A 14,717-nucleotide genomic window follows, 5' to 3' on the forward strand; every position below is an offset into this window, starting at 1 on the left:
CGGGAGGGGCCTGTCGCAGGGCCTTGCGCCGGTGCGCCGAAGGGCCCGTACGCGGCTGCGTACGGGCCCTTCGGGTTGCTGCTGGGCGGGTGCCGCACGGGGCGGCACCCGGGGTGTTACTTGGCCTCTTCGGCGTCACCCTCGACAGCGGCCTCGACGGTCTCGGCGGCCGTCTCGACCTCGTCCTCGTCGTCCGAGAGGTCGATGACCTCACCGTTGGTGTCGACGACCTTGGCGGCCTCGACGACGACCGCGAGGGCCTTGCCGCGGGCGACCTCGCCGACGAGCATCGGGACCTGGCCACCCTCGACGACGGCCTGGGCGAACTGGTCGGGGGACATGCCGGAGGAGGCGGCACGGCGCATGAGGTGCTCGGTGAGCTCCTCCTGGTCGACGCCCAGCTTCTCCTTGTTGACCAGCGCGTCCAGGACGAACTGGGTCTTGATGCCCTTGATCGCCTGGTCCTTGGTCTCGGCGTCGAACTCCTCGACCGTCTTGCCCTGGAACTCCAGGTACTTCTCGATGGTCAGGCCCATCTGGCCGAGCTGGTGGTGCTCCAGGTTGTGCTTGCGGGTGTTGACCTCGTCCTCGAGCAGCTTCTCGGGGATCGGCACCTCGACGAGCTCCAGCAGCTTCTCCAGGACGCGCTCCTGGGCCTGCGTGGCCTGGTCGTACTGCTTCATGTTCTCGAGGCGCTTGCGGCTGTCCGCCTTGAGGTCCTCGAGGGTGTCGAACTCGCTCGCCATCTGCGCGAACTCGTCGTCCAGCTCCGGAAGCTCGCGGGCGGAGACCTTGGTGACCTTGACGGTGACCTCGGCGTCCTTGCCCTCGGCGGAGCCGCCCTTCAGCTGGGAGGTGAAGGTGGCCTCGCCACCGGCCTCCAGGCCCTTGACGGCCTCGTCGATGCCGTCGAGGAGCTCGCCCGAGCCGATGGTGTAGGAGACGTCGGAGGCGACGCCGTCCGGCAGCACCTCGCCGTCGACCTTGGCCTCGAGGTCGATGGTGACGACGTCGCCGTCCTGGGCGGCGCGCTCGACGTCCTTGGTGGACGCGAAGCGGCCGCGCAGCTGCTCGACCGACTTCTCGATGTCCTCGTCGGAGACCTCGACCGCGTCGACCTCGACCTCGATGCCGGAGTAGTCCGGGATCTCGATCTCGGGGCGGACGTCGACCTCGGCGGTGAAGGCCAGCAGCTCGCCGTCCTTCAGCTCCGTGATGTCGACCTCGGGCTGGCCCAGCGGGTTCAGGTCGGCCTCGTTGACGGCCTCGGTGTAGAACTTCGGGAGGGCGTCGTTGACGGCCTCCTCCAGCACCGCACCGCGACCGAAGCGCTGGTCGATGACCCGGGCGGGGATCTTGCCCTTGCGGAAGCCCTTCACCGTGACCTGCTGGTTGATCTTCTTGTACGCCGCGTCGAGGCTGTCCTTGAGCTCCTCGAAGGGCACCTCAACAGTGAGCCGAACCCGAGTCGGGTTCAGGGTCTCCACGGCGCTCTTCACGGTTCGGTCTCCTTGTGGCTGACTGCTTGGGGTTCTGCGTCCGCGCTGCGATTCAGCGGTTCGGCGGATTCGGCCCGGTACATCAGACACACGGGCACGCAGCTTGCATAGTAACCGCAAGCGGCAATCAGCCCACAACGCGATCTTGCGATGGCGGTGGTTGTGGTCGGGGTGGCCGGATTCGAACCGACGACCTTCCGCTCCCAAAGCGGACGCGCTACCAAGCTGCGCCACACCCCGTCGGTGCGACACGTAGGGTACATGCCCGGAGACCCTCTGATGCGCTGGGTTTTGAGCGAACGGTTCAGGACACCGATTCAGGACACCGCGCCGCGGGGGCGCAATGGGGTGTGCACTCCCCCGGCCCGACCCGCTAGGATGCTGTCCGTGCCGCGGTCCCCGGACCTGCGGCGCACGTGTTGCGGGCGTAGCTCAATGGTAGAGCCCTAGTCTTCCAAACTAGCTACGCGGGTTCGATTCCCGTCGCCCGCTCTGAAGCACGAAGGGCCAGGTCAGAGGATGTTTCCTCGACCTGGCCCTTGGTCGTTCCCGGGGCGCCGGTCAGCTCGGCGCGCCCCCGCCACACGGGCAGCGCCGCCGAGCGGTCGCGCATAGCGGCGTCAGGAGCCCGGAATGGGTGCCGGCCACCGGTTCGCCCGGCTCCCGCGCGGTACGGTCCTGCCAAGGGGGGTGTGGCCATGCGTGAGTGGGATCTGTCGGAGTATGCGGCGATGTGGACCACCGAGCGGGATCGGTGGGAACTGCATCGTGTCGGCGATGCCTACCTGCCGACCACGAAAGGTGATCGGCCGATGGTGCACCTGATCTGTGACGATGCACTGGCGGACGAGGTGACCATGCGGATGCTTCGAGCAGGAGTCACCGTGGTGGACGAGTCGTAGTGGACGAGCGTGCCCCTGACGCGCCCGATCGGGCGGCGGTGGGCCCCGAACAGCGGAAAGCGAGCGGGGGGACTGACGGGGAGGGTCTCAGTGGTGGACCTCGGTGCACGTGACCGTCGTCTTGCCGTCGGCCGTCTTGACCACGTACTTGCTTCCCGTGAGGCCGCCGAGGTCGAACCGCCCGGACTGATCGATGGGGACCGAGCCCGAGGTGGATCCGGAGTAGGTCACCGTCGTGCCGGCCGGGAACCCCTGACCCCACACGTGGTACTTGCCGGCCGAATCCACCTCGACGTTGCACTTCGCGGCGGCGGGGGCCGCGGTGGTCGAGGCGTGTGCGGCGACGACGGGGCCCACCGCGAGAGCGGGGGCCGCCAAGACTGCGAGTACTGCAAGACGACGTGTCCGGTTCATCGTTCAACCTGCCTTGGACGCTGACGGTGCGGCCGGTGAGGCGTGACGGTTGTGATCCCGCGGCAGCGGTCGCACGGGGCGCCGAGGGGGGAGGTCTCGCTCCGTTACGCCGTGCTGATGCCGTTTTTCATCGTATCGTCCGGCCTGTCGCACAGCATCTCGCGGACGGCCCGGGGCACCGGCGGTCGGCGGATGCGCCGGTCCCCGTGCGGGTGGGACCGGCTTCGGCTGACGGAACTAGAGCTTGATGCCCGCGATGGTGTCGGCGAGGGAGTTGAGGAAGCGGTTGACGTCGGGCGCGATGGAGCTGGACGCCAGGAAGAAGCCGAAGAGGACCGCGACGATCGCGGGGCCGGCCTTGATGTGGTTGCCGCGGACGAGCACCACCAGGATGACCGCCAACAGAACCACCACTGACAGCGAAATGGCCACTACTGATCACACCTTCGGTCGTCCCCTGGTCGGCCCGGGGCGCACGGCCGCGCGCGCCCCCACATGGTCCATCCTCCCACCAACGGGCCCCGGCTATCCGCCCCGTGGCGAATCGGCATCGAAGCGTTCCCGCCAACCGCTCGCGCACCGGGCACATTTCGTCCGGGGGGCCGGGGTCACGCCCCGGTTAGGCCGAGGAGGGAGCGGACATACGCGTACTTCGCGGACAGCCGTTCCCGGGTGGGGCCGTCCAGTACGGAGAGCCGTGCGGGATCCGCGTTGTGCGCCAGATCGGCCTCCTTGACGAGGAGGGCGCCCGGGGTGGCGAGGATCCGGGCCGCGTACTCCTCCAGTGGTTCGCCGGGGCGCTTGGTGACCGCCAGCACCATGTCCTTGACGGGCTGCGGAAGAGCCGCGGAATCCAGCCACTCCCGGCTCAGCGCCTCGTCCTCGACGGCGTCGTGCAGCCACGCCGCGGCCTGCTGCTCCGGGCTGCCACCGCGGGCACGCACTCCCTCGGCGACGGCCGCGAGGTGCTCGGCGTACGGCCGGCCGGCCTTGTCGGTCTGGCCCTCGTGCGCGGAGCGCGCCAGCGCCTCGACCTCGATCAGGGTCAGCGGTTGCTGCTGCGTCATGCGGTCCCCTTCGCAGTCGTCCCTGTCGTCCCTGTCGTACGTGTCGTAGGTGTCGCAGGTGTCGTACGTGTCGTCCCCGTCGCGTGTGCCCCCAGTGCCGCCGCCTTACGCAGGGCCTGCACGGCGCGGCGTACGTCGGCGTGCGTCGTACGCCAGTTGGAGAACGCCGCGCGCAGGGCGGGGGTTCCCGCGTAGACCGTGGGCGTGACGAAGACCTCCTCCTGTGCCGCCTCCCGAAGGGCCGTCAGACGGGCCGGTGCGGGGTCGTCGGCGAGGGTGAAGCAGACGACGTTCAGGCGGACGGGGGCGAGGACGCGGAAGGCGGGGTCCTCCTCCAGTGCGGCGGCGAGGGAGCGGGCGCAGGCGATGTCGCGCTCGACGATCTCGCGGTGGCCTTCGCGGCCGTACGCGCGGAGCGTGAACCAGGCGGCGAGGGCGCGCAGCCGGTGCGAGTTCTCGGGAGTGAGGTGGACCAGGTCGGGGCGCTCGCCCAGGGGGCCGAGGTAGGCGGCGGCGTTCTGGAAGACGCGGGCCTGGAGGTCCTGGCGTCGGGTGAACTGGACGGCGCTGTCGTAGGGGACGTTCAGCCACTTGTGCAGGTCGATGCAGACGGAGTCGGAGGCGTCGAGGCCGTCGACGAGGTGGGCGTGCTCCGGGGAGAGGGCGGCGAAGGCTCCGAAGGCGGCGTCGGTGTGGAGCCAGAACGCATGGCGTTCGCGCAGAGCGGAGATCGCGCGGAGGTCATCGAAGTCCACCGTGTTGACGGTGCCGGCGTTGGCGACGACCACGGCCGGTCCGGGGGTGTCGGCGAGGGCGCGGTCCAGGGCGGCGGGATCGACGGCCTCACGGCCGGGCAGGGTCGGGACGGGGACGAGGGAGCTACGGCCGAGGCCGAGGACGGACAGGGCCTTCGCGATGGAGGAGTGCGGGGCTCCGGACAGGACGCGGACCGGGCCGAGGGCTGCCGCGCCGTCCTCGGAGGGGGAGACGCCGAGGCGCTCGCCGAGCCACTCGCGGGCGATGGCGAGGCCGGTGGTGTTGGACATGGTGGCCCCGCTGACGAAGGTCCCGGCGTGCGCGTCGCTGAGGCCGAACAGGTCGCGGAGCCAGGTGATGGTTTCGCGTTCGAGGTCCTGACCGCCGGGGTCCAGGGCGGAGTTGGAGTTCTGGTCGTGGACGGAGGTCAGCCAGTCCCCGACGAGGGCGGCGGGAGTGGCTCCGCCGGTGACGAAGCCGAGGTAGCGGGGGCCGGCGGAGGCGGAGAGCCGGGGCGCCCAGCGCTGGGCGAAGGCGTCGAGGGCGGATGCGGTGCCGGTGGGGTGGACGGGCAGCGGCTCCGCTTGGTGCGAGGGCGCGGACGGCGGCGGGGGTACGACGGGACGGGCGTCCAGGGCTTCGAGGGTGTCGGCGGCGGTGCGGCGGGTGGCCTCCAGGAGTTCGGGGAGGCGGGCGAGATCGGTGGCGAGCGTGCGGTCCATGGGGGCACGGTAGGGACCCGCCGGGCGCGGCGGACCGGCCAATCCCCAGCGATTGGCCGGTCCGGTCATCCGGTCCGGTCCGGTCATCCGGCCCGATCCGCGGCACCGCCGCGCAAGCGACCCCGGGCGGAGCCCGGACGTCCGGGCTCCGCCCCGTGCCGCGCCTTACGCGGGCGGGGCTGTAAGGGGCGCCCCGCCCGCGCCCCGGGTCCCGCGCCCCGGGCGCGGGCGGGGCCGGACGGGCGGCCACCGCCCGGGGGCGTGCGCCGACGGGGCCGGGCAGGGGTGCGCCGACGGGGCCGGGCGGGGTGGGCCGCCGAGGCCGGACGGGCCCGCACCAGCGGCCGACTGGGCGCGCGCCAACGGGGTCAGGCGGCGGCGTGCTGGCAGGGCCGGGCGGGCGGACACGGGCGGCCACCGCCCGGCAGGGAAAGGGTGCGCGGCGGTGGGGCCGGGGAACGCACACCGGTGGGGCCGGGCGGGGGCGCCAGCCGGGCCGGGCGGGGGCACGCGCCAACGGACCACGCACGGGCGTGCCGGCCGGGCCGGACGGGCGCGCACCGGCGGCCGGCTAGCGGGCGCGCACCGGCGGCCGACTGGGGGTGTGCGGCGTCGGGGCCGGGCAGGGGGTGCCCAGGCCGGGCCGGAGGGGGGCGCATCGGCGGCCGGCTGGGAGCGCGCCGGCGGGGCCAGGCGGAGCGCGCCGGCGGGGCCAGGCGGGGCGCACCGAGGGCCGGCCAGGCGGCCACCGCCCGGCAGGGAAGGGGTGCGCCGTGGTGGGGCCGGGAAACGCACACCGGTGAACCCGGGCAGGAGTGTGCCGACGGGGCCGGGCGGGCGCGCACCGAGGGCCGGCCAGACGGCCACCGCCGGGCAGGGAAGCGGCCGCCGCCCCGCCGGGAAGGGGTGCGCGGCGGTGAGGCCGGGGCGCATGCCGACGGGGCCGGGCGGGGGCACACCGGCGGCCGACTGGGAGCGCGCCACAGGCCAGGCACGGGCCTGCCGACGGGGCCGGACGGGCGCACGTCGGCAGCCAACTGGGAGCGCGCCAACAGGCCGGGCACGGGCGTGCCGACGGGGCCGGACGGGCGCACGTCGGCAGCCAACTGCTGGCGCGCGCCAACGGGCAAGGCAGAGGAGCCGGCCGACTGGCAGCGCGCGCCAACGGGCCAGGCAGGGGCGTGCCGCCCGGGCCGGGCGGGGCGCACCGGCGGCCGGCTGGGGGCGCCGCGCCGACGGGGCCGGCTGGGCGGCCACCGCCCGGCAGGGAAGGGGCGCACCGAGGGGGCTGGGCTGCGAAGGGGGGCGGCGGTGGCCGGGAAGGGGGCGTTGGGGGTGGGGACTTGGGGCGGCGTAGGGTCGGGGGATGGTGGGGACTCGGTGGGCCGGTGGGGTTGTCGGAGGCGTGCTGTTGGCCGGGCTGGTGGTGGGGTGCGATACGCCGCCCCCGCCCGCGCCCGCGCCGGGGCCCAGCTGGGGCGGGGCCGCGCCCTCCCCCCGTACGTCGCGGCCGGTGCCCCCGGCGGTCGGTTCCCTGCAGCCGGACGCCTGCCCCGAGGGGGGCGTGCGGCTCCGGGAGGGCGGCGGGGATTCCGCGATGGGGCTCCGGGTGGCCGACATCCAGCTGGTCAACTGCGGTGCACAGCCGTACGTACTCGAGGGCTATCCGGAGATCCGGCTGCTGGACAGGAAACGGGCCCCGGTGGACGTGACGGTCGTGCACGGGACCGACGGGATCACCGGTGCGCTGACCGGCGTGGACGGTGCCCCGCAGCAGGTGGAGCTCCGGCCCGGACAGGCGGCCACGGTCGGGATGGTGTGGCGGAACCTGGTGACCGATACGACGGTGGCCGCCGTCGAGGGATGGGTGGTGGACGTGACTCCACGGCCCGGTGCGCCCCGGCTGCAGCTGGAGCTCGGCCATTCCGTCGACCTCGGGAACACCGGGAAGCTCGGGATCGGTCCCTGGAGGGCGCTGGCCGGGTGACCGCCCGGGCCTCCCCGACGGGCTAATGGCTGACGCCCTGACGGCTCGACGGACCTGCGGCCGGCGGCGCGCCCCGCGCGAGGCCGCGGGGCGCGCCGTCGCGTCCGCCCATCCGTACGGACGTACGGACGTACGGACGTACGGACGGACGGACGTACGGTTCCGGCTAGACCGTTGCGGTCCGGCTGTCGCGGCGGAGGGTCCAGCGGGCCGGGAGCGCGGTGGCCGCCAGGCCCAGGGCCAGGGCGGCGGCCGCGAAGGAGGCGTACAGCAGCGGCGGGATGTGCGGGGGCGCCCCGGTGACGGCCTTGGTCAGCGGGAACAGCGTGGCCAGGGCGATGGCGCTGCCGAGGCCGACGCCCGCGCCGCCGATCAGGAGGGCCTCCCAGCGGAGCATGCGCAGCACCTGGCGGCGGGTGGAGCCGACGAGGCGCAGCATCCGCAGCTCGCGGCGGCGGTCGAGGACGGTCATCACGAGGGTGTTCGCGGCGGTGACGGCGGCGAAGCCCCCGAGGACGGCCGCCATGGTGGTGTTGGCCCAGGCGTTGACCTCGCGGTCCGTGTTCCGGGCGGTGGTCCAGTCCGAGACGGACACCGCCGGGCCGATGCCTGCCGGGACGGGGCCGCGGATCAGGAGTTCGGTGGGGTGTCCGGCCGTGGTGCGGCCCGTGAGGTCGGCCGCCGGAAGGGTGACCTGGCCGAGGCCGAGGCCGCGGGTGTAGACGGCGACGATCTCGGGGGTGGCCGGGGTCCCGTCGGGGAGGCGGAGTTCGATGCGGTCGCCGACGCCGGCGTGCGCGGAGTCGGCGAGGGTGCGGTCCACGGCGACGGTGCCGGGCCGGAGTGCGGCGAGGCTGCCTTCGCGGACGCCCAGGTCCTGCACGGTGGTGACGTCGCCCGCGACGCCCTGCGCGGAGGCGGACCGGAGCGAGCGCTCCGCGCCGGTGCCGGTCATCGCGAGGACGGAGGTACGGGTGATCGCGACACCCGCGCGGGTGGCGTCGGAGGACGGGTCGGCGATCACGTGGTCGGCGATCAGGCCGGCCTCCTGCTGCTGCCGTACGGCCCGTTCCTCGCTGGTGTGCAGGAAGACCAGGGTCGAGGAGAAGGCCATGGCGAGCACGATCGGGGTGATCGCGGAGGCGAGCCTGCGGGCGTTGGTACGGGAGTTGGCGGCGGCGAGCGAGCCGGACGCGCTGCCGGCGCGCAGCGGGAGGCCGAGTACTGCGGCGCAGGCACGGGCGATCAGGGGGCCGAGCAGGGCCACGGCGAGCATGAAGAGCATGACGACGCCGAGCGCGGCGTTGGCGGCGTCCTCCCCGCGGCCGGTGGCGGCCAGGCCCGCGCAGGTGGCGCCGCCGGCGAGGGCGGCGATGCCCAGGGGCGTGCGGATCCACCCCGGGCGCAGGCGTTCCACGGCGGCTTCGGCGAGGGCCTGGCCGGGCCGGATCCGGGCGGGCCGACGGGCGGCGGCCCAGCCGGCGAGCAGTGCGGTGGCGAGTCCGGTGGCGGCGGCCGTGACGAGGGGGAGCCAGGAGACGGTGAGTTCGACGCCGGCGGGGATCGCACCCTTGGCCTGGAGCTGTCCGAACCACCAGGCGGCGAGGCCGATGCCGGGGATGCAGCCCAGTGCCCCGGCGGCCGGTGCGACGAGCAGGGCCTCGGTGGCGATGGTGCGGCGGATCTGGCGCGGGGTGGCTCCGACGGCTCGCAGCAGCGCGAACTCGCGGGAGCGCTGCCCGACGGACAGGGCCACGGTGGCGGCGGCGGTGAAGACGGCGACGAGGGTGGCGGTGCCGCCGAAGGAGCCCCCGAGGCCGATCAGCATTTCCCTGGCGCCGGCGAGCTGCGGGTCGACGGCGCGGTCGGCGCCGGTCAGCACCTGGGCGCGGCCGTCGACGGCAGCACGGACCCGGGCCGGGTCGGCGTCGAGGAGGACGACGGCGTCGAGGGCGCCCGGGTGCCCGGAGAGGGTGCGCGCTTCGGCGTCGGAGAACCAGACGCCGGTGCCGGCGGCGTGTCCCACGACGCGGAATTCCCGCTTTCCGACGGGGGTGTCGAGCGTGACCCGGTCGCCCGGGGCGTCCGCGCCGGTGCCCGCGGCCCGGCTCGCAGCGGCACCTGTACCCGTACCCACACCCAGGACGACCTCGCCCGCGTTCGCCGGGGCCCTGCCCCGGCCGAGCTGCACGCCGGTGAAGGCGGTGGATCCCCAGCCCGAGGCCTCGGCGGTGGTGCCCGCTGCGCCGCGTACGGGGAACACGACGTCCGGCACGGCCCGTCCGAGCGGGGCCAGTCCTGCCGCCAGGGCGGCGTCGACCCGGGCCCGCTCCGGCACCGGCACCGCTTCCTCGTAGGCGCCGTCTCCGCTGCCCACCCGGCGGTGGATCTGCTGGTCGGCGGCGACCACGACGGGGGCGTGGGCGTAGCGGGTCGGCGGGACGCCCGCCCGGGCGCCGCTCTCCAGCAGGATGCCGCAGGCGCAGACGATGGCGACGGTCATGAGCAGGGCGACGAAGGTGCCGGCGAAGGCGGCGGGGCGCAACCGCACCGCTGCACGGGCCAGGCCGTTCGGGTGCAGCGGCATCAGGCGGCCGCTCCCGCGTACGCCGGTGCGGTGAGGAGTGTCATCCGGGCGGCGATGTCGGTGGCGGAGCTGGGCGGCAGCCGGTCGGCGATCAGCCCGTCAGCGAGGAAGAGGACCTGGTCGGCGTGGGAGGCGGCGACGGGGTCGTGGGTGACCATGACGATGGTGGCGCCGAGGGAGTCGACGGCGGCCCGGAGCAGGCCGAGGACCTCGGCTGCGGTGGTGGTGTCGAGGGCGCCGGTGGGTTCGTCGGCGAAGACGACGTCGGGCCGGGTGACCAGGGCCCGCGCGATGGCGACGCGCTGCTGCTGGCCGCCGGAGAGCTCGGCGGGGCGGCGCCCGCCCTTGCCTTCGAGGCCGACGCGGGCGAGCAGGTCGCGGGCCCGGTCACGGACGGGGCCCGACGTTCCGGCGCCGGCGAGCCGCATCGGGAGCAGGACGTTCTGTTCCACGGTGAGAGAGGGCAGCAGGTTGAAGGCCTGGAAGACGAAGCCCAGCCGGCTGCGGCGCAGTTCGGTGAGCTCGTTCTCGTTCATGCCGGTGATCTCGGTGCCGCCGAGGCGGACGGAGCCCGCGCTGGGCAGATCGAGTCCGGCGGCGCACTGGAGGAAGGTGGACTTGCCGGACCCGGAGGGCCCCATGACGGCGGTGAAGCTGCCGCGGGGCAGGCTGAGGTCGATGCCGCGCAGGGCGTGCACGGTGGCGGCGCCCCGCCCGTACTCGCGCCGCACACCGCGCAGTTCGACGGCGGCCGCGCCGCCGTGCGGCTGCTGCCCGACGCCCTCGTACGCCTCGTACGCCTCCTGCCCGGTCCCGCGCTGGCGCCTGCTCCGCCGGATCCCCATGATGTGCCGCCTTCCGTGTCCACCGTCGATCGTGGTCACGACGCTACGGAGGCTCAGGGGCCCGGAACCATGGCGGAAGCCGGTCGGCCCGGGGTGGGGAAAACCCCACCCCGGGCCGGCCTGTGGGCGCTGGATCAGCCCTGCTCGTTGTCACCGGACTTGAAGTGGCCGAGCTCCGAGCCGTCGGCCGCGTGCAGCACGAGGGTCGAGTCCATGCCGTACGTGAGGTAGGCACCGGGGTTGCCCCACGACTCGGTGTTCCAGATGGCGCCGCCCTTGCCCTCGCCGCCGTTCTTCGAGTAGATGACGAAGTTGCCGTCCCTCTGCATCCGGGCGTACGCGCCGGGGCTGTAGGAGCCGGCCGCGATACGGACGTTGCCCGTGCTGCGGTCGAAGACCGCGAAGTAGCCGCGGTTGTCCATGGCAAGGACCGTGTTGGTGGCGGCCATCCACGTGCCGCGGTCCAGGTTCTCGCCACCGGTCAGCGTGTGGTCCGGGACCTCCCAGGTGCGCGTCGACCAGGCGGCCGACCCGTCCTGGCGGTAGACGACCAGGTTGGCGTCGTCCTGGAAGTCGATGCGGGCGTTCGCGTTGCCCCACGTGGCGCTGTTCCAGACGGCCGCGCCCTTGACCCCGTTGACGTCCTTCTTGTAGACGACGAAGTTGCCGTCGGCCTGGAACTCGGCGTAGGCGCCGGGGTTGCCGTACGTGCCGGAGGCCCACAGCTCGGCGCCGGCCTTGTGGTCGAGGACCAGGTTGCCGTCGGGCTGCATGTACAGGACGCCGTTGGCGGTCGCGATGTACTCGTCGGACTTGAGCACCTCGCCCGGCTTCAGCGAGACGGTGCCCGCGGCGGCGACCCCGGCCGCCTGGCTCGACGCCCTGGCCTCGGCCTTGGCCTTGGGCGTGGCGGCGGCCGCGGTCGTGGCCTTGGCCTTGGCGGTCGCGGGCAGTCTCTTGGGCTGGATCTTGTCGGCCACCGGCTTGATGGTCTTGCCCTCGGCGGCCTGCGCCGGGGCGCCCACGGCGCCGGCCGTGACGACGGCGGCGACGAGGGCGCCGGTCCAGGCGGCGCGCTTGCGGTTGAGAGTCATACGGTCCCCCCACAGAAGTGGCATGAAAAAAGTTGAACCCGTTCGAATGATTCAACGGCGATCAGTCTGCACCGCGTTCGCCCCAAACACAAAGGTGTTTGCGCCCGGCGGCCGGCAGCGCCCTGCGATGCTGCCACCGGCCACTGACAGTCCGCTTACGGCTCCGCTCGCAGGCCCCGCCCACAGGCCCCCTGACGGGTCCGATCACAGGCCCGCCCACACGCCGCCGATGGGTCCGCCGACGGGTACCGACGGCTCGTCGGCGACTCAGGGCGAACGGCGGATGAGCAGCAGGGCCCGGTCGTCGTTGACGTCCTTGGCGACCTTTTCGATCAGGTGCCAGGCGGCGCCCTCCCAGCCGGCGGCGACGTAGCGGTCGGCTTCGCCGGTGAGCCGGTCGATGCCCTCGCTGATGTCTCGGTCGGCGGTTTCGACCAGGCCGTCCGTGAAGAGCATGAGGACGTCGCCGCGGCGGAGGTTGCCGCGGGCGGGTTCGAACTCGGCGCCGTCGTACACGCCGAGCAGCGGGCCCTCGCCGGACTTCTCCTGCCAGCGGCCGGTGCCCGCGGAGAGCTGGAGGGCGGGCAGGTGGCCGGCGGAGAGGAGTTCGTAGTCGCCGGTCTCCAGGTCCAGGACGAGGTGGATGGAGGTGGCGAAGCCCTCGTCCCAGTCCTGGCGGAGCAGGTAGCCGTTGGCGGCGGGCAGGAAGCCGTGCGGCGGCAGGGCGCCGAGCAGGCCGCCGAACGCGCCGGACAGCAGCAGTGCCCGGGAGCCGGCCTCCATGCCCTTGCCGGAGACGTCGGTCAGGACGATCTCCAGGGTGCGGCCGCCGTTCGTGCGGGCGGCGACGACGAAGTCGCCGGAGAAGGACTGGCCCCCGGCCGGGCGCAGGGCCATCTCGCGGTGCCAGCCGCGCGGCAGGGCGGGCAGCTTGCTCTGGACCCGGATGCGTTCGCGGAGGTCGAAGAGCATGGTGCCGCCGCGCCGCCAGGGCACGCCGACGCGGCTGCGGAACTGTGCGATGGCGAGCCCGAAGAAGCCGCAGGCGGCCACGACCAGGACCGTGCCCGGGGTGACCCGCGCCGGGCCCTGGGTGTACGGCCCGAGGACCAGGGCTTCGACGATGAGGGCCGCCGCGGAGGCCGCGTACAGGGCGAGCAGGCTCGCGGGGCGCAGCAGCAGGCCGCCGGCGACGATCGGCAGGACGAGGGCGGACGGCGAGAACCAGACGGGCAGCATGAGCGTGCCGCAGGCGATCGCGGGCACGGTCAGGAGGAGTCCGGCGAAGGCCAGCCAGTCGGAGGCGTCGCCGCGGAAGTAGTCCACGGCGGATTTGCGCAGCGTGGTGCGGGCCCGGTGCGACAGCATGCGCGACCGGGCCATGAGCGATTCCCTGCGTGCTCCGGCCATTGCTCCGGGACCCTATCCATCATGGCTGTGCGCGCGCAGGGGGACCCCCGGACCCGGGGCTCCCGGCTGGTCGAAAATCCGTCGACTGGGACGGAATGCCCTGGTAAGGATGGCCGTATGGCTCTTGAGATGCGCGTATTGCAGGCTGATGAGTGGGATGTCTGGTACGACCACCTGGAACTGGCGTTCGGCGGGGTGCCGGAATCCCGTCAGGAGAGAGATCTCTACCGGTCCCTGACGGAGCCCGGGCGCTCGCTGGGCGTCTGGGACGGCGGTACCTGCGTCGGCTCGGCCGGCGCCTTCTCCTTCCGCCTGTCGGTGCCGGGCGGGGCACTGGTGCCGGCCGCCGGGGTCACGATGGTGGGGGGTCGCGCCCACGCACCGCCGGCGCGGGGTGCTCACGTCGATGATGCGCCGTCAGCTGGACGACGTCCGGGCGGGTGGCGAGCCGCTCGCCGTGCTGACGGCCTCGGAGCCGGCGATCTACGGGCGTTTCGGCTACGGCACGGCGACGTACGCGCTGTCCGTGACCGTCGACACCACGCGCGTACGGCTCTCGCTGCCGCCGGGGACGGACGAGGTCCGGCTGCGGCTCGTCGATCCGCAGAAGGCGCTGCCGGACTGCGAGCAGGTGTACGCGCAGCTGGTCGCGCGGCGGCCCGGCATGCCGGCGCGGCAGCCCGGGTGGGAGCAGTTGGCGGTGCTCGACCCGGAGGCGGCGCGCGAGGGCGCTTCGCCGCTGAAGTGCGTGGTGGCGGAGCGGGCGGACGGCGAGGTGGCCGGGTACGCCCGCTACCGGGTCAGGGCCGACTGGGCGCCGCAGGGCCCGGAGGGCAAGGTCGAGGTGGCCGATCTCGACGCGCTGGACCCGGCGGTGACGGCCGCGCTGTGGCGCTACCTCTTCGAGCTCGACCTGACGTCCACGGTACGGGCGGGCAGGCGGCCGGTGGACGATCCACTGCTCCACCTGGTCAGCGACATCAGGCGGTCGCGGCCGAGCCCGCGCGACTCCCTGCACCTGAGGCTGGTGGACCTGCCGGCGGCCTTGGAGGCACGGACGTACGCGGGCCCGCTGGACGTGGTGATGGAGGTCGAGGACGCGTTCTGCCCGTGGAACGAGGGCCGGTGGCGGCTCGTCGCGGACGGACGGGGCGACGCCCGCTGTACGCGGACCGCGGACCCGGCGGAGCTGGAGCTGTCGGTCCGGGAACTGGGCTCGGCGTACCTCGGCGGGATCACCCTGAGCTCGCTGGCGGCGGCCGGCCGGGTGCGCGAGCTGGGCCCGGGCGCCCTGACGGCGGCCTCGCGGGCCTTCACGTCCGACGTCTCCCCCTGGCTCCCCCACGGCTTCTAGCCGAACCCGCGGCCGGCTTTCCCCGGTCGGCCTCCCCGGCCGCGGCCCGGCCCCGGCCTCCCGGAGACGGGGCCGGGCCA

General features: G+C 73.9%; 11 protein-coding genes, 2 tRNA genes and 1 pseudogene. 4 read left to right on the top strand and 10 right to left on the bottom strand.

What is annotated here, in order from left to right:
- Positions 1 to 116: 116 nt before the first annotated feature.
- Positions 117 to 1,499: a trigger factor gene (gene tig, locus ACIPK4_RS02565; protein ID WP_054226616.1), complete on the bottom strand. Its 1,383-nt coding sequence runs from the start codon at positions 1,497 to 1,499 to the stop codon at positions 117 to 119.
- Between the two features lie 163 nt (positions 1,500 to 1,662).
- A tRNA-Pro gene (locus tag ACIPK4_RS02570) sits at positions 1,663 to 1,739 on the bottom strand.
- 181 nt (positions 1,740 to 1,920) lie between these two features.
- On the opposite strand from ACIPK4_RS02570, the gene ACIPK4_RS02575 reads away from it, so the two are divergent.
- Positions 1,921 to 1,991, top strand: a tRNA-Gly gene (locus ACIPK4_RS02575).
- 206 nt (positions 1,992 to 2,197) lie between these two features.
- Positions 2,198 to 2,401, top strand: coding sequence for a hypothetical protein (locus ACIPK4_RS02580; protein ID WP_402308744.1), 204 nt, complete (start codon positions 2,198 to 2,200; stop codon positions 2,399 to 2,401).
- 87 nt (positions 2,402 to 2,488) lie between these two features.
- Here ACIPK4_RS02580 and ACIPK4_RS02585 read toward each other — a convergent pair whose 3' ends face one another.
- The 4 genes from ACIPK4_RS02585 to ACIPK4_RS02600 form a co-directional block, all read right to left on the bottom strand.
- On the bottom strand, positions 2,489 to 2,779 hold the full coding sequence (locus ACIPK4_RS02585; protein ID WP_402308746.1) for a hypothetical protein: 291 nt from the start codon (positions 2,777 to 2,779) through the stop codon (positions 2,489 to 2,491).
- 273 nt (positions 2,780 to 3,052) lie between these two features.
- Complete coding sequence (locus ACIPK4_RS02590; protein WP_030297273.1) at positions 3,053 to 3,247, bottom strand: hypothetical protein; 195 nt, start codon at positions 3,245 to 3,247, stop codon at positions 3,053 to 3,055.
- Positions 3,248 to 3,423: 176 nt separating this feature from the next.
- On the bottom strand, positions 3,424 to 3,882 hold the full coding sequence (locus ACIPK4_RS02595; RefSeq protein ID WP_402308748.1) for an HD domain-containing protein: 459 nt from the start codon (positions 3,880 to 3,882) through the stop codon (positions 3,424 to 3,426).
- Positions 3,879 to 5,360 (bottom strand): pyridoxal phosphate-dependent decarboxylase family protein, encoded by a 1,482-nt coding sequence (locus ACIPK4_RS02600; protein ID WP_402308750.1) that lies wholly within the window; start codon positions 5,358 to 5,360, stop codon positions 3,879 to 3,881. The genes ACIPK4_RS02595 and ACIPK4_RS02600 overlap by 4 nt, the downstream gene beginning before the upstream one ends.
- Positions 5,361 to 6,726: 1,366 nt before the next feature.
- On the opposite strand from ACIPK4_RS02600, the gene ACIPK4_RS02605 reads away from it, so the two are divergent.
- Positions 6,727 to 7,347, top strand: a complete 621-nt coding sequence (locus tag ACIPK4_RS02605; RefSeq protein WP_402308752.1) for a DUF4232 domain-containing protein — start codon at positions 6,727 to 6,729, stop codon at positions 7,345 to 7,347.
- Between the two features lie 166 nt (positions 7,348 to 7,513).
- On the opposite strand, the gene ACIPK4_RS02610 is transcribed toward ACIPK4_RS02605, so the two are convergent.
- The 4 genes from ACIPK4_RS02610 to ACIPK4_RS02625 form a co-directional block, all read right to left on the bottom strand.
- Positions 7,514 to 9,934: an FtsX-like permease family protein gene (locus ACIPK4_RS02610; RefSeq protein ID WP_402308754.1), complete on the bottom strand. Its 2,421-nt coding sequence runs from the start codon at positions 9,932 to 9,934 to the stop codon at positions 7,514 to 7,516.
- Positions 9,934 to 10,779: an ABC transporter ATP-binding protein gene (locus tag ACIPK4_RS02615; protein ID WP_402308756.1), complete on the bottom strand. Its 846-nt coding sequence runs from the start codon at positions 10,777 to 10,779 to the stop codon at positions 9,934 to 9,936. Before ACIPK4_RS02615 ends, ACIPK4_RS02610 begins: the two co-directional genes overlap by 1 nt.
- A gap of 134 nt (positions 10,780 to 10,913) precedes the next feature.
- Complete coding sequence (locus ACIPK4_RS02620) at positions 10,914 to 11,873, bottom strand: hypothetical protein (RefSeq protein ID WP_402308758.1); 960 nt, start codon at positions 11,871 to 11,873, stop codon at positions 10,914 to 10,916.
- Positions 11,874 to 12,140: 267 nt separating this feature from the next.
- Positions 12,141 to 13,256, bottom strand: a complete 1,116-nt coding sequence (locus tag ACIPK4_RS02625) for a PP2C family protein-serine/threonine phosphatase (protein WP_376204119.1) — start codon at positions 13,254 to 13,256, stop codon at positions 12,141 to 12,143.
- A 144-nt stretch (positions 13,257 to 13,400) separates the two neighbouring features.
- Between ACIPK4_RS02625 and ACIPK4_RS02630 the strand changes: the two are divergent.
- A pseudogene (locus ACIPK4_RS02630) lies at positions 13,401 to 14,637 on the top strand (GNAT family N-acetyltransferase).
- The last annotated feature ends 80 nt before the right edge of the window (positions 14,638 to 14,717 follow it).

The sequence above is a fragment of the Streptomyces sp. NPDC086989 genome (assembly GCF_044745505.1).
Classification (GTDB): domain Bacteria; phylum Actinomycetota; class Actinomycetes; order Streptomycetales; family Streptomycetaceae; genus Streptomyces.